This window comes from Yersinia frederiksenii ATCC 33641, from assembly GCF_000754805.1.
Lineage (GTDB): Bacteria > Pseudomonadota > Gammaproteobacteria > Enterobacterales > Enterobacteriaceae > Yersinia > Yersinia frederiksenii.
Window position 1 is genome coordinate 1493741 of record NZ_KN150731.1, and the last position, 22247, is coordinate 1515987.

A 22247-nucleotide genomic window follows, 5' to 3' on the forward strand; every position below is an offset into this window, starting at 1 on the left:
CAAGGGCCATGCTTAGGGGAGTCTTGACTCTATCAACCGACTAAATTCTTTTCTGTGGCATCAAAGAATGCCAGCGTTTCCTCAATCAGTGCATCATTACAGCCAAGATAGGATGATGGGTCACAAGCCGTCATAATCTCCTCTTCGGTTAAGAATTCACGAATCTGAGCATTATGGAGTACTAACTGTTGTAGATCTTGGGTGCCATCAGCCTCTTTTAATAGATTTTTCATGATGTTGTAGCCTTGATCTCGGCCAATTTTATCAGCCAATCTCATTGATACCGACTCCGACATAATGAAATATTTCGAGGTATTGAAATTGTCTGCCATGCGCTGTTTATCGACCACCAAATGGGTGATAAGGCGGCAAGCACGATCAAGGCTGGTAGAGAGGCTTAACGCCGACTCAGGTAATAGAGTCCAGTTTAGTACGCGCATCGAAGCGGCTCGCACATCCTGCTGATCCAGTAGGTTGGTGGCACCAGAGGCATACATCCAACCCATACGGGACAGTGTTTGGATCATGTTACTGGCGCGAGGATTCGTTTTGTGCGGCATGGTACTGGAGCCTCCTCCCCCTTCACCCTCTCTGACTTCCCCAAGGGAGGGCCTGCCCATGGTTTCGACATCATTGGCTATCCGACATAAGGTACCGTGTACCAGGGCAAAAAACTGGACCACTTGCACCACGTTATCCTGACTGGCATTCATCATTCCGATGGGTGAGGATAAACCTAACAATTTCATTAGGTTATTTCTCGTTGCCATGCCGTCATGCCCCACGGAGGCAAGGTTACCTACCGCCCCGCCAAATAGCCCGGTAATGGCTGTTGGGTAGAGATTATCAAGACGATGAATATGTCGGGTCAACTCACTCAGATAGCTGCTGGCCTGTAACCCCCAAGTGGTGGCTGAAGCATCCACGGAATTGGTTCTAGCGACCATCACGGTAGTTTTATGTTCTTGCACCATGATTTTTAGGCACTCGCCCAGCTCAATAAGTTGGCGACGCAGCAACAGCAATGTTTGCTTTATTCTCATCGCCAGTGCGGAATCCAATAAATCTTGAGTGGTGCAACCCCAATGCAGATATTTTTTCACCAGTGGCGTACCGGCATCGGTTATTTGGTCTACCAGTGGCTTTATCGCCATGCCAACAGAACGTGTTTCGGCGGCCAGTCGCGGCCAATCAATATTTAACGATTGGCAAGTCGCGACAATTTCTTCAGCGGCCGGTACCGGAATTATATCTAATTCTGCCTGCACGCGAGCTACCGCCATTTCAAACTCCAGCCAGCAGTGAATTAAATTTTCATCAGACCAAACCTGTTTCATTTCAGGGTGAGTGAACAAGGATGAATACAGTTCTGAATCAAATACTGAACTATGACTACCCCGCATTATTGACTCCAAAATAAGTAGATGAACGATATCAGTGAGTTGTTTCTATTTATATCCGTTTGATAGCCAAAAGTCTGATCTAAATTTCTGATCATAAAAATGAGAATATGAATTTCCCTGCGACTCACCCCGTTTTATTCCTAAAAACGTGACAAACTTAACACAAAATACTTATTACAACCTTTTTATGGCGTGCGACGGGAGGATTATTACTTAACTTTTATTTATCACTTATTAAATTTAATGAAGAAATAGTGATTTAAATCCTATTTAAATAATTTTTTGCGCGGATTATCACGTTTTAAAGTGAGAAAGAAATATTCCCATATCTCACATTATTCTTTGATCTTAATAATACTCACGATAAAAATGATTTTTATCTTCTTATCAGTTGAGATCTTCTGACTGGGGTGCTTTATACGCTTTTAATTATAGGTAAATTATGAAAATTAAAATAATGCCGATTATTCTTTTAACTTGTATGAGTTCATCAACCTTCGCGATGAATGTTTACAAGGATAAAGAAACAACTCTAGATATTTATGGACGTTTGGAATATCAATTTGCTCATGGAGACTCTTCATTTGCTGGGGATGATGTACGAAATCAATTAGGTGGGCGCTTAGGTATCTATGTGACTCGCGATCTTTCGCTACTTGAAGAGACTAAAATTATCGGCCGCCTGGAGTGGCAATTACGTACCGAGAAAAACGACAATAAAACTAAAGATAGAGATCTGGATGCACGTTATGCCTGGCTCGGCTTATCTCACGCACGTTACGGTGAATTAATTGGTGGTCGTACTCAGAACCCGCTTTATCAGGTAATGAGAATGACGGATAAATATAAAAACTTTACACCAAATGTTTATAACTACGGTATTAGCACAATTGATACATCCTATCAATATAACCGTCAGGACGGTACGCTCCAGTGGAATGGCCAATTTGATGGGCATCAGATACAAGCCGCTTATGTCGCCGGTAATGCTAACAGTGATAATGAAGGGCTCGATAATGGCATGATGATTAGTTATCGAAAAATGATTAAATTTGGTGACTTGAAAATAACGCCAGCCCTTGCTGCCAGTGAGTTTAACCGTAAAGATAACCCGCAGAAAAATACTACTGATGGACGTAAGAAACACCAGCAGGTCATGGGCGGATTGCAGCTTGACTATAATGCTATGTCTTTGGCGATCACGGCAGGAAAGCTCTCCATCGAGCGTGATAATAAATCTGATAATGATTATTTCAGCTTCGATTCATTGGCTTCATATCAGTTCAAACATATTAAAATTCTAGGTGGATATAGCTTCTTAGATGAGGATGGTAAGGACATATACGAAAAAGAGGGTTGGAGAGCAGAAGCTCAGTTAACTGTGGCGAAGAATGCTTATCTCTCGCTGACCTATGACAAAGTGCTGGCGAATAACAACCTCAAAATTAACGACGATGCCATTATTCTGGGATTACGTTACGACTTCTAAGGGTAAATATAATGAAAAAGCTAATGTTATTGCTGGCATGTGGGCTAATCACGCTAGCCAGTGCCCGGGCAGATACGATTATTGCGCCACAGCCTCAGGCTAAAATGGATGGAGAAAGGAAAACATTCGCGCTCTACGGAAATTCATATATGCATTACAACAATCATGTGAATACCCGACTGCGTGATTTAAGCCGTTCACTGTTATCTGATGAGGCTAAAGGATATGCCTTCCGTGGGATAACTATTTCCAGCGGACAATTAGGCTGGCATATCCCTAATTTGAGTTTCCAGAACTCTCTTCAGACGTGGGATGTTGTTATTCTGCAGGGCAACTCGATGGAGCCTATTTCGGCTAAAGCAGACTCACGCCAATATTTTACTGACTCAGCCACCACTATGGCGGATACCGCGCATAAAGCTGGGTCTAAAGTTGTTTATTTCATGACGTGGGCCAATAAAGATAAACAAGAGCAAACAGATAAACTGGCCAAAGCCTATATCGATATTGCCAGTAAAACCGGCGGATATGTGGCTCCGATAGGTTTGGCATTTAGCCGTGCAATCAAAACCCATCCAGAGATAGATTTGTATCACAGCGATGGTAATCATCCCTCTTTAGCAGGGACTTATCTGGCCGCCAGTGTGCTATTTGCTACGATTTACGACCAATCCCCAGTTGGTGGTGCGTTGCCAGTCGATAGTGACATGACAGAACAGACCGCCCGCGCACTACAACAGGTTGCTTGGGATACCGTAACGGAGTTTCGCCAGCAAGGAAAATAAGCCCTGCAGGCCAATACCTTCTTAAAATATCCCCCTTATCTTTCATAGCTAAGGGGGATATTTTGTTTGAAAGTTGCAACGTCTCATTGGGATAGACAGAGTGTGTACCAGCGAATATTTAGACTATTTCGCTAGGAATAACCTTACGTATACAGCGAACTAAGGCCGAAACCGCAGGGGAGAGCAGGTTCCCTGACGAAAAGTCAGGCCAATTTCACGCCGGGTTGCCACCAGGTTGATACACAGTGCTATGGCTAGATTGGTGAGTCTCATTGGTGTAAGGAGGCTACTGCGGCCATATTAACCCCAACAGTATGCTCGCACCACCGAAGCTGGCTGGTGACAATGGTGCAGGGCTTCGTGTAGTGGTCATGACTGGGGTTGGTTAGAAAGTGGTGTGAGCTTAAATAATGGGTAAAAAAAACCCTTACCAATCTCATTTGGTAAGGGATGCCAATTCGGCCAACACCAGGGAAATATTATAACCGTTTATTTATCATACGATTAATTTGAGTTAATGACATGACTTAAGTCAAGTTTACCAAGATTACATTAATATGTTTAATGTTTATTAAGCCATTAAAGGTTTTTTTTTCGATCTGAGGTTACTGATAGTGTTGCGCAGGTGTGTTAATGCGTCTAATTAGCCGTACGAGGAACATAATAATGAGGTAAAAATCATGCGGTGGCAGTGGATTAAGATCAGTCGCCGTGTGACATCATTTGTTAACTAGAGGTTAAATTGACAGGATTACGATGAGAGGTAAGGTTCAGAGTTCAGAAGGATAGTCGCCATCTGAATGTAAAGCCATCCAGATGGCAGGGTAAAACCTGGTGTTGGTGGACAAAAGTCCCCTGGTGTTGGCGAAAATATATTCTTTGCAGTCTAACTTTCTTAGCATTAGTGCGCTAAGATATTAGCTCTATTATATTTAAAACTAATTCTGTAAAGCAAAAACAGTTTAATTAACATAGAGCTATAATAATAGCTAGCCTTAAGTCTAGCTTACAAAACTATCCTTTGGTCTAGGTTTTTATTGATTCAAGCGGTTAGCTGATGTCATATAAGAACTGTTTGTAGGGATATCTTATACAGTATTTTCTATTGAAAACAATGTGATAAAATTGTATTGTTGTTCTACGTATTGGGTAAATTTGGTTTGTTATGATAATTGATTATTTTGATAATGAAAGTATTAATGAAGACATCAGAAACTATATTCAAAGAAGAATAAAGTCTTATGGTGATCTTCGTTATTCTTATTTAGTAATGAATAAGCAAACACCGTTACATCCAACAATTATCTCTAATTACCCATTAGATTGGGTGAAAAAATACAAAAAAAATAGTTATCATCTTATTGATCCAGTTATTTTGACGGCGAAAGATAAAGTCGCCCCCTTTGCATGGGATGACAATTCTGTCATCAATAAGAAATCAACGGATTCGGCAGTATTTAAGTTGGCCAGAGAATATAATATTGTTAATGGCTATACTTTTGTCCTCCATGATAATAGTAACAATATGGCGACGCTTAACATCTCGAATGGTAGCGACGATAGCATTTATTTTGATGAAAGCATTGAAATAAATAAAGAAAAAATCCAAATGTTACTCATTCTAACCCATGAAAAAATGTTAGGTCTTTATCACAACAGTGCTGAAAAGAATGAGTCAGGTACTAATAAAATAGAGCGAGATATATTCTCTCCTAGAGAAAATGAAATATTATATTGGGCGAGTGTTGGTAAAACTTACTCTGAAATATCAATTATCCTGGGAATAAAAAGAAGTACAGTTAAGTTCCATATTGGTAATGTTGTTAGAAAGCTGGGTGTGTTAAATGCCAAGCATGCAATAAGGCTTGGCATTGAGTTGAAATTAATTAAATCTATTTTATGATATTGGGTACTATCAGTGGCCAGTTTTCAAGAATACCGGGCTCAACTTGATGTATTCGGCATATTTTATTTATTAACTTTTGTTGGCTATCAACATCGACACCAAGATGTAAAAGGTAAATAACCTCATTTTTCTCTGATTCACCTTGGTTCACTACTGTGATATTCCAGCCGGAACGTTTAAGAAGCACAAACATGCCGCGACTTACGACGGTTAATATTCCTTTATATCCATGATCTTTTGCGTAATTAACCATGGCTAAAAAAAGTATTAAGCTAAGAGAACTATTATTGCCTACCATATCTCTGACTAATGCTTTCTCTACAAAAAATCGGCTGGACTCAATAAATCCATCAATCGGCAAATCAACATCAGCAAAGTAAGGTGAGAATGGCCCGGTGATCATTGTCGGATATTTCATCTCAACAAACCGAACACTGCAAACAATCGTGTCGTCTATGGTGCCCAATATATAATTGGTATTCTCATCATCATATTGGTCGCTTTCTTTGCCATCAATACACGTTACCTTCCAGTCGAGTCGATCTTTAAATGTTATTTTTCTGAGCGAAAAGACCTCGTCTAACTTTCTTTCAGGCATATTATTAAAGTTTACGTTAAAGAGTTTTAACATAATAAAAACCAAAGTTATTTAATTAAAACAACATCGTACACGATCTTCGCCTGTCAGTGCAAACATTGAACGATGCTAAATCCTCAGGTAAATGGTAAATAAAAATCCACATCACTGTACGATTATTCAGCAAGTTACTCAATCACAGCAAGTTTTTGGGCTTGATATGGGCTATTGGTGCGATGTAATTATATTGCTTCAATCTTTTTAGAGAAAAAGTGACATCAGACAGGACTTTTTTGCTAGAAATGGTTATAACGAAACAATGTTTCATTTCTTTATCGAAAAGGATGTTGACGTGGACAGTAGTCCTCCGCTTTTTACCAATAAAAAATTTGTTTTTCTTGTTGCAACCTTCTGTTGTCTACTTTGGGGTAGTGCCTATCCTGCGATAAAAAATGGTTATGCGCTATTTCATATCGCGCCAGATGATATTCCGAGCAAAATGGTGTTTGCAGGTTATCGTTTTTTATTAGCTGGCATTGTATTACTTCTTTTTGCTGTTGCTAGTGGTAAAGCTATTGGTCGTCTTAAAAAAAACCAATATAAGCAGATTGCTATTCTGGGGCTAACACAGACAACTTTACAGTATGTGTTTTTCTACATTGGTTTGGCATACACCACGGGAGTAAAAGGTTCGATAATGAATGCAACAGGCACATTTTTTAGTGTGCTACTGGCGCATTACATTTATAAGAATGACCGGCTGACATTCAATAAAATCATTGGTTGTGCATTGGGTTTTGTCGGTGTCATGGTGGTCAATTTCGGCTCCGACTTGATGGATTTCAATTTTTCCCTGATGGGGGAAGGTTGTGTCGTATTGGCTGCATTTATTCTTTCGGCGGCCAGTATTTATGGTAAGCGGATCTCGCAAACCATGGATACCACGGTGATGACCGGTTACCAACTGGCTATTGGTGGGCTGGTCTTGACGATCGGTGGCTACCTGTTTGGCGGTAATTTGAGTGAGTTTGGCTGGCAAGCACTATTATTGCTGGCATATTTGGTGTTGTTGTCGTCGGCTGCTTTTGCTTTATGGAGCTTATTGCTCAAATATAACCGGGTCGGCATGGTGGCTCCATTCAATTTCCTCATTCCGGTTTCTGGCGCGGTTCTGTCGGCCATTTTCCTGAATGAAAGTATTTTAGAATGGAAAAATGCTATTGCATTGGTACTGGTGTGTGTGGGGATTATCTTGGTTAATCGGATTAAACAGAGCAAAACCTAATTTTTCACCTTGAATAACAAGACTATTCTTTAAAGTACATACATTATTTGCCTCTTTATTCTGCTCAGAACTACACTAATAAGTCACTGCCAGCAATTATTGCTAGTGATAACTATCTGGCCCACACACTACAATGATTGCGGTGTGTGGGCATCTCAAGAGGGCAAAATCATGCTGATTCAGCCTTATCTATTTTTTAATGGCAACTGCGAAGAAGCGGTTAACTTTTATGCCCAGCAATTGGGGGGCGATGTGGTTGCCATGATGCGTTATAAAGAAATTCCTAACCCTGAGAGTTGTCCTCCCAACACTGATCCTGAGTCCATCATGCATGCCCGCCTGCAAATCGGTAGCAATGTTATTATGGCCTCTGATGGTTGTCCTGATGAGGGCGGCAGCCCACATAAAGGCTACTCACTCTCAATCAATGTGGCCGATATGGCGAAAGGTGAAGATTTGTTCAAGCGTCTATCTGATGGTGGGCAGGTGATTATGCCTTTTGGTGCGACATTCTGGGCCAAAGGTTTTGGGATGTTGACCGACAAATTTGGTGTGGGCTGGATGATTAATGTCGAGTGACAGTAATTGATAAACCATATGGACATGCCGCCGTGGGTTGCGGCATGTCCAAAATAATCAGGGAGAGTCAGGCTTTATCGGTCACGATTTTAACCCCAACGCGACTGACACGATCAGATTCCATTTCGGCAATTGTCCAAGTCAGGCCATCCCACTCAATTTGGTCACCAATAACCGGTTCGCCCCCAAAGAGATAGAGCACGAATTGGCCCAGAGTTTGCTGCTTATCGACACCTGGCTCCAGATTGAGGCCATAAATCTGGGAGATATCATGAAGCTTTGCATCAGCATCAAGAATAAAATCACCAAAGAAACGCTCATCCAACTGGATGCTGGGTGACTGACTAAACAGTTTCCCCAATGCCGGTAAGTCATGCTCCTGACCAATGACACACAAGATATCGCCTTCTTTCAGGCGGGTGCTGCCGGTTGGGTGCAACAAATCCTTCCCGCGAAACAGTGCGGCAATTCGGGTTTCTTGCGGCATTTTCAAATCGCGCAAGGCAGCTCCGATGCACCATTTGTCGGAGCTCAGTTGGTATATGAATTGCTCCCACTGGTTATTCTTATCAATGTCTAAACCAATACGTGCAACCGGCGCTAGGGCAGGGGGGACCACGAGCTTTGTCTTGCGCGCGGCAAATGACAAACTGGTCCCTTGCAGTAGTAGCGAGACTAGCACGACAAAAAAGGCAACATTGAAGAACAGATTTGCATTAGGTATTCCCGCCATCATTGGGAATACGGCCAGAATAACCGGCACCGCACCACGTAAGCCAACCCACGAAATAAAGATACGCTCGCGCAGATTAAAGCTTGGGAATGGCAGCAAACCAATGAATACCGACAGCGGACGGGCAAACAGAATCATCCACAATGAGAGGATCAGTGCCGGGATGGCAATTGGTAACAACTCACTTGGGTTAAGCAGCAGCCCTAAGACCACGAACATCCCAATCTGGCTGAGCCATGCCAAGCCGTCAAAGGTTTGTAAAATACCAGCCCGGTTGCGGATTGGGCGGTTACCGAGCAACAGACCACAAAGATAGACGGCCAGAATACCGCTGCCATTCATTGCGGTGGCGAGTGAAAAGACGAGAATCCCGCCGCTAACCGCCAGCAGTGGATATAAACCATTCGGTAATTCTATCCGGTTGATCAGCAATAACAGCAAGCCGCCGCCACTTAATCCGATGAAAATCCCCAGACCAAATTGCTGAATTAAGTGCACTAAAAACATCCAGCTGAGGCTGTTTTCACCTGCCGAAATCATAGCTATCAAGGTTATGGTCAAAAATACGGCCATCGGGTCATTGCTGCCCGACTCTATTTCCAGCGTTGCACTGACACGCTCGTTGAGACCTTTCCCACCTAATAATGAGAATACGGCTGCCGCATCAGTGGAACCTATGATGGCACCGATTAATAAGCCCTGAATAATATCTAGATTGAATAGCCAGGCCGCCGCCAAGCCAGTCAGGCCGGCGGTGATTAATACACCAAACGTGGCCAAAGAGAGCGCAGGCCAGAGTGCGACACGGAAGGATGAAGCCCGGGTGCGCATACCGCCATCAAGCAGAATCACGGCTAACGCCAGGTTACTGACCAGATAGGCGGCGGGATAGTTATTGAAAGCAATGCCACCAATACCATCGGTCCCTGCCAACATACCAATGCCAAGGAAGATAACCAGGATAGGAATACCTAACCGAGAAGAGAGCGAACTTAGTAAAATACTGGCCCCCACCAGCACAGCGCCGATCAAAAAAAGGCTATTAATAGTGATGGCGTCCAAGGCGGGAGGTCTCCTGATGTAAACATTAATGAATGAAGAGTGAGCAAAATTATTATACACAGATTTGCTGGCATCAATGGGAAGATATGACCTAATTCAATGTGTTATTAACACCGTAATGGCAATGATTTTGGGGAAGAAAAGAGAAAAAGGGTAAAATCGTGCAGATAATAGACAGGTCGCTCACCTTTAATCGCCCAGCGGGGAATCAAGGGTGAGCGTTGGTTTATAAACTAGTCACGTTTTAACGTTGCTAAAGCTCTGCGTAGGGCTTCGGCGGTGACTATTTTTTCCTGTTCAGGAAGGTTATCGGCAGAAAGTTGTGAAAGCTCGTGGACTAATACACTGCGATCTTTGCCCGTGATCGCGCTATCTAATGCACCGCTAAGACGGTTCACCAAGGCCAGCAGGACGCTGAATTCGGTGGTGGGCGTGGTATCAGATGCGAGATTATTCTCAATGGATTCTTGCTTATTCATCACAATTCCTCTTTTTGTTGTCACTGTAAGTGAAACAAATCCCGCTAAGGAATCAACAGGATAGGTGCTCTTAAAATAGAGCGCACAGTGAGGCACTTGCCATCCCGCATCTACATGATGGTCGCACAGTGTAGCGGTTTTATGACCAAAACGGTATGCGGATGTATAGATTGCTTAGCAATAACATTATTCGTTTGGATAATACTTTGATTACGCCGTTTGCTGCTGTGGCTTACCCGAAAACAAGAATTTCAGCATAGGAATACGGCGATGAACCTCATATAACACAAACGAAATCAGGCAAACGAAGACCATTCCAAGTATGAAACCCAGGCCATTATTGTCAATTTTCGGCGTAATAAATGCACCATATAGTAGAGTTAATGGGTGATGCACCAGATAGATGAAGAGGGAGGCGTTAACCAGATAAGTGATACGTGATGAAGGATAATTGAGCAATCGATGTCCAAGAGAGTAAACAACGTTAGTCATGGTTACGCCCATTAATGCCTTGATAATAAGATCTAACTCAAAGGCAAAAAACTCAGAAGTATTAATATGTTGGTTTAGGTAATAAGCAAAGAACAAGAGTACTGAGGCCACTAACGCAGTGGGCGAAAACGTGAGAAATACTTGTTTAAGTGGCGGATAGATAAAACTGTAGGCACCCAATAAAAAGAAAGGTAGATAAAACAGAGTCTCCATAACAAAGAAATTGAAGACGCTATTAAAGAGTATTTCTGGGTTAAGGAGAAATATAGCTCGCCGTATCACTGAATAAATGAATACAAATAGAAACAATAATAGTGAGATTTTTCCTATATTATTCATTCCCTTTATCACTACAGGAACTGAGTGTTTTTTATTCTTTATTTTCTGAAATAGATAGAAACAGATACCGGTCAGTAATGCGAGGGTTAACAAAAACCATAAGTGTGAAACAACCTCCCAAATAGCAATATTTATTTTTTGATAAATTGTAAATGAATTCCAATCCTGCAATTTATTGGTGTAATTTTTGAGTAAGAAGAACTGTGGTAATGTAATGAGTGGGATGGCGGTGAGCAATGGGATAACCACACGTTCCAGGCGGACCTGAAGCCAGCGCTGGCGCTCATAACGCTGATATAACATGAACGAAAAATAGCCGGAAATAACAAAAAAAACCTGCATGCGAAAGGCATGAATGAAATCATTCAGTAAGGTAAATAGCAACGACGGATGGCTGCTGTTAACGGCCCAATGATTGCTTGAGTATATAAGAGAAAGATGAAAAGGAATGCCGAGTAACATCAAATAGGCGCGTATCGCGTCTAAAAAGTACTCCCGTTGGTTAGTGTTTTTTTTCATACTTATTCGCTATTTGTGATCGTAATTAGAATAACGCATCTGATCTTACTCGAGGTTTTTTCTTTATAATAAATGTTCGTTGATAACTATATACGTTATCAATGGATCAGTACGACGAGAAACACTACTATATGGGTTAATAATTTTCCATAGCGTATTTTAGCCGAGCAGGCTAGGCTTGTGGCTTAGCCACGGGTTGACACCATGAGCGAGTAGTTTAACTCTGGGCATAACAATAACCTGGACTTATCTGCTTGCCTTGCGGGATAAACCGTCAATAATTTGGCTGTTGTGATTTAGGGGGAGATGTGCAAGTTAATATTTTGTCGAACGTCAATAGAATGTCAAAAGGGTCATGCGCGACTCGTGTCAAATGGTTGGGGGTCACTCTCCTGCTATCAATATTCACTTCTCAAGCAATGGCTTTCTCATTAGATGATGTGGCTAAACAGGCACAGTCTCTGGCGGGTAAAAGCTTTGAAGCACCAAAAAGTAATCTTCCATCGCAATTTCGAGAAATGAAATTTGCCGACTACCAGCAGATTCAGTTCAACCATGACAAATCATATTGGACCAAACTGGATACGCCATTTAAGTTAGAGTTTTATCATCAGGGGATGTATTTCGATACCCCGGTGCAGATTAATGAAGTGACCGCCACCAGTGTAAAACCTATCAGTTATAGCCCGGATTATTTTAACTTCGGTTCGGTTAAACACGACCCTGAGTCAGTGAAGAATTTGGGCTTTGCCGGTTTTAAAGTACTTTATCCGATTAACAAAGCGGATAAAAAAGATGAAATCGTCAGTATGCTGGGTGCCAGCTATTTCCGCGTGATTGGTAAAGGCCAGGTATATGGTCTTTCTGCTCGCGGGTTGGCCATTGATACGGCATTGGCCTCTGGTGAGGAATTCCCGCGTTTTCGCGAGTTCTGGATTGAAAGGCCAAAACCTAATGATAAACATTTGGTGATTTTTGCCTTACTGGATTCCCCGCGCGCCACAGGTGCTTACCGTTTTGTGATTTATCCGGGCCGCGATACCACCATTGATGTGCAAGCCAAAGTCTTCCTGCGCGATAAAGTTGAGAAGTTGGGGATTGCACCATTAACCAGTATGTTCTTGTTTGGTCCGAGCCAGCCCTCTGCGGTGCTGAACTATCGTCCGGCATTGCATGATTCGAATGGTCTTTCTATTCATGCGGGCAATGGTGAATGGATCTGGCGACCACTGAATAATCCGAAACACTTGTCGGTCAGTACCTATACGGTGGAAAATCCTAAAGGGTTTGGCCTGCTGCAACGTGGCCGTGAATTCTCGCAATATGAGGATTTAGATGACCGCTATGATCTGCGCCCAAGTGCTTGGGTGGAGCCGCGCGGTGACTGGGGCAAAGGTAAAGTCGAGCTGGTGGAAATCCCAACGGCGGATGAAACCAACGACAATATCGTCGCGTTCTGGACACCTGACGTGTTGCCGGATGCGAAGAACTCATTGGATCTGAACTACCGCCTGCATTTCACCCGTGATGAAGAGAAATTACATTCACCGGAAATGGCCTATGTGAAACAGACTCTGCGTTCAACCGGGGATGTGAAACAGTCAAATCTGATTCGTCAACCTGATGGCAGTGTGGCTTTCCTGATTGATTTTGTTGGCCCAGTGCTGAAATCACTTGATGAAAAGGCACCACTGACCTCGCAGGTGAGTATCGACGAAAACGGTGAATTGATTGAAAATTCTATTCGCTACAACCCAGTCACTAAAGGCTGGCGTTTGACACTGCGGCTAAAAGTTAAGGATGCTAAAAAACCGATAGAGATGCGCGCCGCGCTGGTTAATGGCGATAAAATCCTGACTGAAACCTGGAGCTATCAGCTACCTGCCGATGAATAAGTCAAATCAATCTCCTGTACAGGATTACATTGCGGATTTGCCCCTGACTGCGCAGCAGCAAGGGGCGCTACGTGATGCTTTACCTGAGGATGTGCTACTTGATAGCACACCGGATGCCATCCCTCGGGTGCATCAGCAACTGGCAGCTAGCATATCTGAGTCTGAACTCACTTTTAGTGAGCAAGACAGTGCGTTGGCATCCGTCAATGCACGTTTGCAAGCCGCATGGCCAGATGCACTCAATGATGGCAAGTTATTGGCGCAAGATGCAGAAGGGCGCACGGTTATTCATGCTATGCCGCCGATCAAACGCACCAGTATGGCACCGCAAGCATGGCGCACCAATCCGGTAGGGCGTTTTTGGGATTCATTACTGGGTCGCAGCTCAGTTTCACGGGTACAGACCCATGAAGAAGCCGCGGCTGAGAAAAAGTGGCGTAGCGTAGGCTCGCTGCGTCGCTATATCTTGCTGATACTGATTGTGCTGCAAACGACTATCGCGACCAGCTATATGAAGACCATTCTGCCTTATCAGGGCTGGGCATTAATCGATCCTTTCGAGATCTGGCAACAGAATTGGCAGGTGTCGGTGATGCAATTGCTGCCTTATTTGCTGCAAACCGGCATCCTTATTCTGTTTGCCATTCTGTTCTGCTGGGTCTCTGCCGGTTTCTGGACCGCGCTGATGGGGTTCCTGCAATTACTGATTGGCAAAGATAAATACAGCATTTCCTCCACCATTAAAGGGGATGAGGCATTAAATCCTGCGCACCGAACTGCGCTGATTATGCCAATCTGTAATGAGGACGTAGAGCGAGTATTCGCCGGACTGCGGGCAACCTATGAGTCTGTGGCCGCGACGGGGCAGCTTGAGCACTTTGATATTTATGTGTTGAGCGACAGCTATGACCCTGATATCTGTGTGGCAGAGCAGAAAGCCTGGCTGGAACTGTGTCGCGATGTTGATGGTCATGGCCGCATTTTCTATCGCCGTCGTCGCCGTCGGGTTAAACGTAAAAGTGGCAATATTGACGATTTTTGCCGTCGTTGGGGCAGCCAGTATAGCTATATGGTGATTCTGGATGCCGATAGCGTGATGAGCGGTGGCTGTTTGACTGGTTTGGTACGGCTAATGGAAGCCAATCCAAATGCCGGGATCATTCAATCTGCGCCGAAAGCATCTGGTATGGATACGTTGTATGCCCGCGTCCAGCAATTTGCCACCCGAGTTTATGGCCCGCTGTTCACTGCCGGCTTACATTACTGGCAGTTGGGTGAATCTCATTATTGGGGCCATAACGCCATCATTCGGGTGAAACCTTTTATTGAGCACTGCGCACTGGCACCTTTGCCCGGTGAAGGCTCATTCGCTGGTGCTATCTTGTCCCATGACTTTGTGGAAGCGGCATTAATGCGCCGTGCCGGATGGGGAGTGTGGATTGCTTATGACTTACCGGGCAGCTATGAAGAATTGCCGCCTAACTTGCTGGATGAGCTAAAACGCGACCGCCGGTGGTGCCACGGCAACTTGATGAATTTTAGGTTGTTCTTGGTTAAAGGCATGCACCCAGTGCATCGGGCGGTATTCCTTACTGGCGTGATGTCATATCTGTCAGCACCGCTGTGGTTTATGTTCCTGGTGCTGTGTACTGCACTGCAAGCGGTACATACCCTGATGGAGCCGCAATACTTCCTGCAACCACGCCAACTGTTCCCGGTTTGGCCTCAGTGGCGGCCAGAATTGGCCATCGGGTTGTTCTCCACCACCTTGGTTTTGCTGTTCTTGCCTAAGTTACTCAGCATCATTTTGATCTGGGCGAAAGGGGCGAAAGAGTATGGTGGGGCAATCCGCCTGCTGGTGTCGATGTTGTCTGAAATGCTGTTCTCAGTATTGCTGGCACCGGTCAGGATGTTATTCCATACCGTATTTGTGGTCAGCGCTTTTCTCGGGTGGTCAGTGCAATGGAATTCACCGCAGCGTGATGATGATGCCACTCCCTGGAGTGAAGCGATGGTGCGTCATGGGCCACAGCTATTATTGGGTTTAGTCTGGGCGGGTGGTGTAGCCTGGCTGGATCTGCGCTTCTTGTGGTGGCTATCGCCGATTGTCTTCTCGCTGATTCTCTCTCCCGTGGTCTCGGTTCTGTCTAGCCGTCGCACTTTGGGGCTTGCCAGTAAACGGGCTAAATTGTTCCTGATCCCGGAAGAATATAGTCCGCCACGAGAATTGGTGGCGACGGAAGAGTATCTGAAGCTTAACCATCAACGTGCGCTCAGTAATGGCTTCTTCCATGCAGTGATGAATCCGTCGTATAACGCGTTGGTCAGTGCTATGGCAACTGCCCGCCATCACACTCGCGCGATTATCGAACAGGTTCGTACCGAGCGGGTAGCACAGGCGCTGGAAGCTGGGCCAGATAAACTGGCTAAATTGCAGCGGCTGGAACTGCTCAGTGATCCGGTGCTGATTACGCGTTTGCATCAGCAAGTGTGGCAGCAGCCGGAGCAATATCGGGTCTGGAACGGATATTATCGCCAGCTGGCGCATAATATGAAGGCATTCCCGGCAGCTAAGTCGCTAATCCTGTAATCAATCACCATAATCTTAAAATAGAAAACGGGCCTACAGCATGTATTGCCCGTTTTTTTTTGCAGCTAATCAGGCCGCCTCTTAACACTCGCTGTACGGCCTCTTAACACACCACTATGATAAACTACATTCAGTCCTGAATATGAAAGCGTTCATTATCTGAATGGCAAATTGTGTGAGTCCCATGTTTAAACCAATCAATCGTCGGTCTGGTACGATACCAATCTTACTGCTGGGAACAAGTATGATGCTGTTGTCCGGTTGCGGGAGCATTATCAGCCGTACAGTGCCGGGGCAGGGGCATGGACACCAATATTATCCCGGTGTGCAATGGGATATGCGTGAGGGGCCATGGAAATATGTCACGGTGATTGATGTCCCCCTATCAATGATTGTTGATACTTTTATGCTACCCATTGATGCCCGCCACGGCCCCTACGAATAACAGCAGGAGTGACATAGATGCCAATCAAACCGACTTTCTCCCATCCGCCGGTATTAGCGCCAAGCGCTGTGATGCGAATTGCCAGACCGACGGATAACCTGGCAATGGTCAGTGAGATGTACTGCTGTGGTTTGGGGTTCAGCCCATTGGGCCACTTTACTGATCACCAAGGATTCGATGGGGTCATTCTCGGCCACCCACATCACGCTTATCATCTAGAGTTTACTCATCACCGTGGTGTTGAGGTAGGGGCGGCACCCACGCAGGATAACTTATTAGTGTTCTATATCCCGGACGAGAAGCTGTGGACCAGTCAATGCCAACAAATGTTAGTTGCCGGTTTTAACGCCGTTGCATCATATAATCCGTATTGGGATGTGAGCGGAAAAACCTTTGAAGATACTGATGGTTATCGCGTGGTATTGCAGCAACGAGAGTGGACGCTATAGCTATTTCGATAGTATAAATTTGCCATAAAGAAACCCGCCACAAGGACGGGTTTTTGCATCGCGCTTGGTTAAACAATCACTATCAGGCGGCTTGCTGGCCCTGAGTATTGTTCATTAAGCGGCGGATAGGCACGATAAGCAATATCAAGACTGCAGCACAGATAACCAAAGCAATTGAGCAACGTGCAAACAGGGTTGGCAACATATCAAGCTGGTCAGCTTTAACATGACCGCCAATCAAGCCCGCCGCCAGATTACCCAGTGAGCTGGCACAGAACCACAGCCCCATGACCTGGCCGCGCATTCTGTCCGGTGCCAGTAACGTCATAGTCGCCAGCCCAATAGGACTCAAGCATAATTCACCCAGGGTTAGCAGCAGAATACTCATCACTAGCCATAATGGCGAAACACCGGCCCCACCACTGCTGAGCACATGTTGTGCGGCATACATCATTACGGCGAAGCCCGCAGCGGCACATAAGATACCAATGACGAATTTAGTGATACTGCTCGGCTGAATGTTCTTCTTAGCCAGCGCAGGCCATGCCCAGCTGAATACCGGTGCCAACAGAATGATAAATAATGCGTTTATCGATTGGAACCAGACTGTTGGGATCTCAAAGCCCATAACAGTACGGTTGGTATAATCATTAGCAAACAAGTTAAATGAGGTTGGCTTCTGTTCAAAAGCTGACCAGAAGAATGCCGCCGACACCAACAGAATAAAGCACACCAGCAGACGGGCGCGGTCTTTACGGCTCATATTGGCAAAAGCAAACAGATAAACAAAATAGAGGGTGACGGAGGCGGCGATAACATACACCAGTAAGCTGGCAATCAACACCGGGTTAATCGGGATAACACCCTGAGAAATCAACACGATAATTACCACAACCACTGCCATGATGGCGGTAACCCACTTGCCCACTCCCTGACGTTGAACGGTTGGTTTATTCCAGCTTGAGTCGAGGCCAACTTCTGCGTCATAGCGCTTCATGGCCGGGATGGCAAAACCACGAAAGATAAGTAATGCCACCAGCATACCAATCCCACCGATACCAAAGCCCCAGTGCCAGCCATGGGTGCGCAGCAACCAACCGGAGAGCAGTGGCGCAATAAACGACCCCATATTGATGCCCATATAGAACAGTGAAAAACCACCGTCACGACGGGCATCACCCGGCTTATACAGCGTCCCGACCATCACTGAGATACAGGTTTTGAACAGGCCAGTACCCAGCACAATAAATACTAAGCCAATAAAGAACAGGTCGTTACCAAAGAAGGCTGATAGGGCAATTGACAGGTGGCCTAGTGCAATCAGAATAGAGCCGTACCAAACCGCTCGCTGCTGTCCGAGCCAATTGTCAGCCAGCCAACCACCGGGTAATGCCGCCAAATACATGCTACCAGCAAAAATCCCGACAATAGCCGAGGCTTGTTCACGCGGCAGACCCATACCGCCATCGAATACAGTGGCGGCCATAAATAGAATTAAGAGGGGGCGGATGCCGTAAAACGAGAAACGCTCCCACATTTCGGAAAGAAACAGCCCGCTGAGCGGATAAGGATGGCCAAAGAAGGTACGACCGCTTTGGTTGTTAACAGAGGTTTGCATAAAGTCTTCCCATAGAATCGCCGTAAAATGAGCGAATAAACCATCATCGAATGTTACCCTTTTGGCACTACGGCCGGTTCTCAGGCTTAACACTCGTTACAGTAGAATTTAACGCAATAATAACGTCATTTTTTAGTGTCCATCGGGGTTATATCGTATTTTTAGATGAAAAGTCGACACGCATCGCATTTATCAGGGTTATGTTTCTGGCTTTAACCTGTTTTCGCTACAAAAATGTATGATATTCTCTAATGAAATATAAAATATTAATTATATTAATCAATTAGTTAAAATAAAAACTGAAAATTTTATTGGTTCAATGACTAATTATTTAACTGTCTTGTGGTTGTTGAACTTCACGTTGCCGTGCTTTTAAGGGTTGGCGCTGCAAACACCAGTAAGAATAAATCGCGTTAAACAGCACGACGACCGCCGTGACACAGAACACTGCACGGAAGCCATAACTGGCGGAAACCGCAGCACCTAATAGCGGGCCACTGACGTTACCGACATCACGAAATGATTGGTTGTAGCTAAAAATCCTACCAGCCACTTGATTAGTACAGTTATAAATTAATAACGTCTGCACCGCGGGCAGCAAGGCTCCATCCGTTGCACCCAATAAAAAGCGCAGAATCCCCAGTTGCAGCGGCGTTTGAACAAAAGCCATCGGGATCAGAATCAAGATTGATAGTGCCAGCATGGCAATCAAAATACGCTCCGGGCCGATTTTATCGCCCAACCTCCCCAAGCGAGGTGCACTCATCAGTGCAGCAACACCCGGCACCGAGGCAATCAGACCGCTGACAAATGCCAGATTATGAATATCACCCGCCAGTTCACGCACATATAACGTCAGGATCGGCGCAATAGAACCGGTCGCAATTTGGATAATCATGGTGGTGACAAACAGGCTGAGAATCAGCTTAGGATTTTTTAGCGAGTTAAAAACCTGCCGTCCATTGAGCATGTCTTTTTTCAGTACTGGCGAAAATTGCTCTTTAACAGACAACCATGTCATGGCAAAACAGGCGAACAAGACCCCCGCCGTAATAAAGAACACCGGTCGCAAGCCATAGTTATCAGCCAGTAGCCCACCAATCAATGGACCAATTAGTGCACCGCTGACCCCACCGGTTGACAGGGTACCCAATGCCCAGCCACTTCTGTTACGCGGGACTTGAGTGGCAATGAGAGCATTGGCATTAGGAATAAAGCCACCCAATAGCCCTAAGAGAGCTCGCAGTGCTAAGAACTGCCAGATGTTCTGCGCCATCCCCATCAACACCATCACTATCCCCATACCGAGTGCTGAGCGCAACAGCATGATTTTGCGACCTTTACGGTCGGCAAGGCTGCCCCAGAATGGCGCTGCAATAGCAGAAAAAAGGAAAGTGATGCTGAAGACCAAACCAGACCACATGTTTAATGACTGGTGGCCGCTCACACCGAGTTCCTCCACATAGAGTGGTAGGAAAGGCATGATTAAACTAAACGCCGCGCCGGTTAGAAAACAACCTAACCAGGTGACAAATAGATTTCTTTTCCAGTTAATAGGTTGCGGGGCCGAGGTCATAAATTACCGATTAAGCAAGTGATTGCTTTGCGTCTCTTTATTCGTCGATAGGGGCGTTTGAAGGGGCAACAAAGCACAAGAAGAAAACAGTTAGCAAGGTAAGTATGCGCCCATAGTTCATTTACATCAATGAGATGAATGTTAGTTTTTATTAAAATGAAAAGGTGGTTTGAAACTGAGAGATAAGCTTATTCTATTGAGGAATAACAGATTCGTACTCATCTGTTTTAATGTTATATTCAATATGAGTTTTATCAAAACAGAGGGAGTAAAAAACCACTCTGATAATGCTAGAGTGGCTCAGTATTGCCTTAGCCATTAACAAAGATTGCTAGCGATAAGCTTCGTTTTTGGTAATGGAATAACGACCACTACCCAGCAACATGATGGCAATGCCGCCCAAGAAATACATGGCTTCGTTTTCCAGACCCCAAGCACCTACCTGAGTCAGGGTAAAGAATTTACTGGTACCTACCATCAGTACAGCCACCAATAAATTAACCGCGTAAATAAAAGCTGCTGGGCGAGTAAATAGGCCCAGAATAATCAGCAGTGGGGTGACAATTTCGCCAATGTAAACGCCATAAGCGACAAAGCCCGGGATCCCTTGAGTTTGTAACGACGCAGCTATCCAGCTAGTACCGTGCTGAATTTTTGCCACACCATGAAATAACATTAAAATACCGAAAGTAAGGCGCAATAATAGTCTGCCGCCGTCCGGGTGGTTAGTTAACCGTGTGAACCAGAGATTGAGAGCTGCTAGCATGTGTATATCCTTATCAAGAAAAAAATAACCAGATAATAACTAGGATTAATTATTTGCATTATCAGTCAGATAAATACTATCTTTCTAGCGGATAAAACTGACAGATTGTATCAAAAAAACTGATATAAACTAATTCTCATTATCATCTTTAATATCTTTTTCTACTATAGTATTCCCGCCACATATTGGAGATATTTCGGGCAATTACTCATACAGTGACGGCGTGCCTTCTGGCCGGGTTTTAAAGCGGCGGTGCAGCCACATATATTGGTCTGTGGCCCGCATAATCTCTTTTTCCACCACTTTGTTCATAAAGGCCGCAGCCTCGACTTCACTATCCAGCGGGAAGTTATCAACCGCGGGCTGCAAAATCAGTTGATAGCCTTTGCCATCAGGCAATCGGCGTGGGGTGAACGGGATAATGGCGGGTTTACTCATGCGTACCAGCAGGTAAGTCCCGGTGGTGGTAGCGGCTTGATCGACGGCGAATAATGGCACGAAAACACTGCTGCGTGGACCATAATCATGGTCTGGGGCATACCAGATAATCTCGCCTTGCTTAAGGCTGCGAATCATTCCTTTCAGATCCTTGCGATCCAACATCGCTTTGTTTGACCGCATCCGGCCCCATGTTTGCATCCAATCCATGGCTTTATTGTCATGAGGACGATAAACACCGATACCCGGATTGTAGATACCAAAAATACGCGCACCCAGCTCCAGCGTAAGGAAATGCAAGCCAATCAATAACACACCTTTCCCTTCGTCACGCGCTTGTTGGATATGCTCCAGCCCGCTAACACTGCACCAGCGCTGAATGCGCCAGTTGGGCCAAAACCACGCCATACCGGTTTCAAATAGCCCCATACCGACGGATTCAAAATTTTTAACTAGCAGCTCTTCACGCTCCGCATGGGGCATATCAGGAAAACATAGCTCCAGGTTGCGTCGTGTTATGCGCTTGCGCCGTTTGAGAAAACGCATGGAAAAACGGCCAAGCGAAGTACCCATGGTGTAGATAACTGGGTAGGGGAGAAGCACCAGCAGGTAGAGAATACCGAGGCCGAGCCAGGTCAGCCAATAACGTGGGTGCAGTAGTGAACGATCAAAAGAAGGAACTTGCATATCTGTTCTCAGCGTCATTGTAATTCATTCGGACAGTTAACTAGCTACTATTGATGGCGGACATGATTCAGCCCTGTACCAACCTGTTCATCTGTCGTTTTAAGGTAGACTATTCTGGCATTTTTAGGGGCTTAC

18 protein-coding genes are annotated in these 22247 nt (G+C 44.9%); 9 read left to right on the forward strand and 9 right to left on the reverse strand.

Annotated elements, in window-relative coordinates; translation table 11 throughout:
* Positions 1-32 precede the first annotated feature (32 nt).
* Positions 33-1403 carry a class-II fumarase/aspartase family protein gene (locus DJ58_RS15075; protein WP_032911294.1) on the reverse strand — a complete coding sequence of 457 codons (1371 nt, stop codon included), beginning with the start codon at positions 1401-1403 and terminating at the stop codon, positions 33-35.
* 442 nt (positions 1404-1845) lie between these two features.
* On the opposite strand from DJ58_RS15075, the gene DJ58_RS15070 reads away from it, so the two are divergent.
* The 3 genes from DJ58_RS15070 to DJ58_RS15060 all read left to right on the forward strand — a co-directional run bounded on the left by DJ58_RS15070 (position 1846) and on the right by DJ58_RS15060 (position 5580).
* Complete coding sequence (locus DJ58_RS15070; protein WP_004709923.1) at positions 1846-2892, forward strand: porin; 1047 nt, start codon at positions 1846-1848, stop codon at positions 2890-2892.
* Positions 2893-2903: 11 nt separating this feature from the next.
* Positions 2904-3677: an SGNH/GDSL hydrolase family protein gene (locus tag DJ58_RS15065; protein ID WP_004709921.1), complete on the forward strand. Its 774-nt coding sequence runs from the start codon at positions 2904-2906 to the stop codon at positions 3675-3677.
* Between the two features lie 1165 nt (positions 3678-4842).
* Complete coding sequence (locus DJ58_RS15060) at positions 4843-5580, forward strand: helix-turn-helix transcriptional regulator (protein ID WP_004709919.1); 738 nt, start codon at positions 4843-4845, stop codon at positions 5578-5580.
* Here DJ58_RS15060 and DJ58_RS15055 read toward each other — a convergent pair.
* Positions 5570-6214, reverse strand: coding sequence for an acyl-homoserine-lactone synthase (locus DJ58_RS15055; protein WP_032911292.1), 645 nt, complete (start codon positions 6212-6214; stop codon positions 5570-5572). The genes DJ58_RS15060 and DJ58_RS15055 overlap by 11 nt on opposite strands.
* A gap of 298 nt (positions 6215-6512) precedes the next feature.
* Here DJ58_RS15055 and DJ58_RS15050 point away from each other — a divergent pair, with 298 nt between their 5' ends.
* Both DJ58_RS15050 and DJ58_RS15045 read left to right on the forward strand, forming a co-directional pair.
* Complete coding sequence (locus DJ58_RS15050; RefSeq protein WP_032911290.1) at positions 6513-7445, forward strand: DMT family transporter; 933 nt, start codon at positions 6513-6515, stop codon at positions 7443-7445.
* A 171-nt stretch (positions 7446-7616) separates the two neighbouring features.
* On the forward strand, positions 7617-8024 hold the full coding sequence (locus DJ58_RS15045; protein WP_032911332.1) for a VOC family protein: 408 nt from the start codon (positions 7617-7619) through the stop codon (positions 8022-8024).
* Positions 8025-8091: 67 nt separating this feature from the next.
* Here the strand turns inward: DJ58_RS15045 and DJ58_RS15040 are convergent, their stop codons facing one another.
* The 3 genes from DJ58_RS15040 to mdoC form a co-directional block, all read right to left on the reverse strand.
* Positions 8092-9819, reverse strand: a complete 1728-nt coding sequence (locus DJ58_RS15040) for a potassium/proton antiporter (RefSeq protein WP_032911289.1) — start codon at positions 9817-9819, stop codon at positions 8092-8094.
* Between the two features lie 233 nt (positions 9820-10052).
* Positions 10053-10298 carry a hypothetical protein gene (locus DJ58_RS15035; protein WP_032911288.1) on the reverse strand — a complete coding sequence of 82 codons (246 nt, stop codon included), beginning with the start codon at positions 10296-10298 and terminating at the stop codon, positions 10053-10055.
* Between the two features lie 210 nt (positions 10299-10508).
* Positions 10509-11648, reverse strand: coding sequence for a glucans biosynthesis protein MdoC (mdoC, locus tag DJ58_RS15030; protein WP_032913213.1), 1140 nt, complete (start codon positions 11646-11648; stop codon positions 10509-10511).
* Positions 11649-11989: 341 nt separating this feature from the next.
* On the opposite strand from mdoC, the gene DJ58_RS15025 reads away from it, so the two are divergent.
* From DJ58_RS15025 to DJ58_RS15010, 4 genes are all read left to right on the forward strand, one after another.
* Positions 11990-13543, forward strand: coding sequence for a glucan biosynthesis protein G (locus DJ58_RS15025; RefSeq protein WP_032911331.1), 1554 nt, complete (start codon positions 11990-11992; stop codon positions 13541-13543).
* Positions 13536-16133, forward strand: a complete 2598-nt coding sequence (gene mdoH / locus DJ58_RS15020) for a glucans biosynthesis glucosyltransferase MdoH (protein WP_050413902.1) — start codon at positions 13536-13538, stop codon at positions 16131-16133. Before DJ58_RS15025 ends, mdoH begins: the two co-directional genes overlap by 8 nt.
* A gap of 184 nt (positions 16134-16317) precedes the next feature.
* Positions 16318-16578: a YceK/YidQ family lipoprotein gene (locus DJ58_RS15015; protein ID WP_050130118.1), complete on the forward strand. Its 261-nt coding sequence runs from the start codon at positions 16318-16320 to the stop codon at positions 16576-16578.
* A gap of 17 nt (positions 16579-16595) precedes the next feature.
* Positions 16596-17027: a hypothetical protein gene (locus tag DJ58_RS15010; RefSeq protein WP_004709902.1), complete on the forward strand. Its 432-nt coding sequence runs from the start codon at positions 16596-16598 to the stop codon at positions 17025-17027.
* 82 nt (positions 17028-17109) lie between these two features.
* Here DJ58_RS15010 and DJ58_RS15005 read toward each other — a convergent pair whose 3' ends face one another.
* The 4 genes from DJ58_RS15005 to DJ58_RS14990 all read right to left on the reverse strand — a co-directional run bounded on the left by DJ58_RS15005 (position 17110) and on the right by DJ58_RS14990 (position 22112).
* Complete coding sequence (locus DJ58_RS15005) at positions 17110-18645, reverse strand: peptide MFS transporter (protein ID WP_032911286.1); 1536 nt, start codon at positions 18643-18645, stop codon at positions 17110-17112.
* A gap of 331 nt (positions 18646-18976) precedes the next feature.
* Positions 18977-20221 carry a multidrug efflux MFS transporter MdtG gene (mdtG, locus tag DJ58_RS15000; protein ID WP_004709898.1) on the reverse strand — a complete coding sequence of 415 codons (1245 nt, stop codon included), beginning with the start codon at positions 20219-20221 and terminating at the stop codon, positions 18977-18979.
* Between the two features lie 331 nt (positions 20222-20552).
* Positions 20553-20987, reverse strand: coding sequence for a DoxX family protein (locus DJ58_RS14995; protein WP_032911285.1), 435 nt, complete (start codon positions 20985-20987; stop codon positions 20553-20555).
* 204 nt (positions 20988-21191) lie between these two features.
* Positions 21192-22112 (reverse strand): Kdo(2)-lipid IV(A) acyltransferase, encoded by a 921-nt coding sequence (locus tag DJ58_RS14990; RefSeq protein WP_032911329.1) that lies wholly within the window; start codon positions 22110-22112, stop codon positions 21192-21194.
* Between the last annotated feature and the right edge of the window lie 135 nt (positions 22113-22247).

Coding starts and splice junctions, on each gene's coding strand:
- DJ58_RS15075 (WP_032911294.1), bottom strand. CDS start 1,403: ATGCGGGGTAGTCATAGTTCAGTATTTGATTCAGAACTGTATTCATCC.
- DJ58_RS15070 (WP_004709923.1), top strand. CDS start 1,846: ATGAAAATTAAAATAATGCCGATTATTCTTTTAACTTGTATGAGTTCA.
- DJ58_RS15065 (WP_004709921.1), top strand. CDS start 2,904: ATGAAAAAGCTAATGTTATTGCTGGCATGTGGGCTAATCACGCTAGCC.
- DJ58_RS15060 (WP_004709919.1), top strand. CDS start 4,843: ATGATAATTGATTATTTTGATAATGAAAGTATTAATGAAGACATCAGA.
- DJ58_RS15055 (WP_032911292.1), bottom strand. CDS start 6,214: ATGTTAAAACTCTTTAACGTAAACTTTAATAATATGCCTGAAAGAAAG.
- DJ58_RS15045 (WP_032911332.1), top strand. CDS start 7,617: ATGCTGATTCAGCCTTATCTATTTTTTAATGGCAACTGCGAAGAAGCG.
- DJ58_RS15035 (WP_032911288.1), bottom strand. CDS start 10,298: ATGAATAAGCAAGAATCCATTGAGAATAATCTCGCATCTGATACCACG.
- mdoC (WP_032913213.1), bottom strand. CDS start 11,648: ATGAAAAAAAACACTAACCAACGGGAGTACTTTTTAGACGCGATACGC.
- DJ58_RS15025 (WP_032911331.1), top strand. CDS start 11,990: ATGTCAAAAGGGTCATGCGCGACTCGTGTCAAATGGTTGGGGGTCACT.
- mdoH (WP_050413902.1), top strand. CDS start 13,536: ATGAATAAGTCAAATCAATCTCCTGTACAGGATTACATTGCGGATTTG.
- DJ58_RS15015 (WP_050130118.1), top strand. CDS start 16,318: ATGTTTAAACCAATCAATCGTCGGTCTGGTACGATACCAATCTTACTG.
- DJ58_RS15010 (WP_004709902.1), top strand. CDS start 16,596: ATGCCAATCAAACCGACTTTCTCCCATCCGCCGGTATTAGCGCCAAGC.
- DJ58_RS15005 (WP_032911286.1), bottom strand. CDS start 18,645: ATGCAAACCTCTGTTAACAACCAAAGCGGTCGTACCTTCTTTGGCCAT.
- mdtG (WP_004709898.1), bottom strand. CDS start 20,221: ATGACCTCGGCCCCGCAACCTATTAACTGGAAAAGAAATCTATTTGTC.
- DJ58_RS14995 (WP_032911285.1), bottom strand. CDS start 20,987: ATGCTAGCAGCTCTCAATCTCTGGTTCACACGGTTAACTAACCACCCG.
- DJ58_RS14990 (WP_032911329.1), bottom strand. CDS start 22,112: ATGCAAGTTCCTTCTTTTGATCGTTCACTACTGCACCCACGTTATTGG.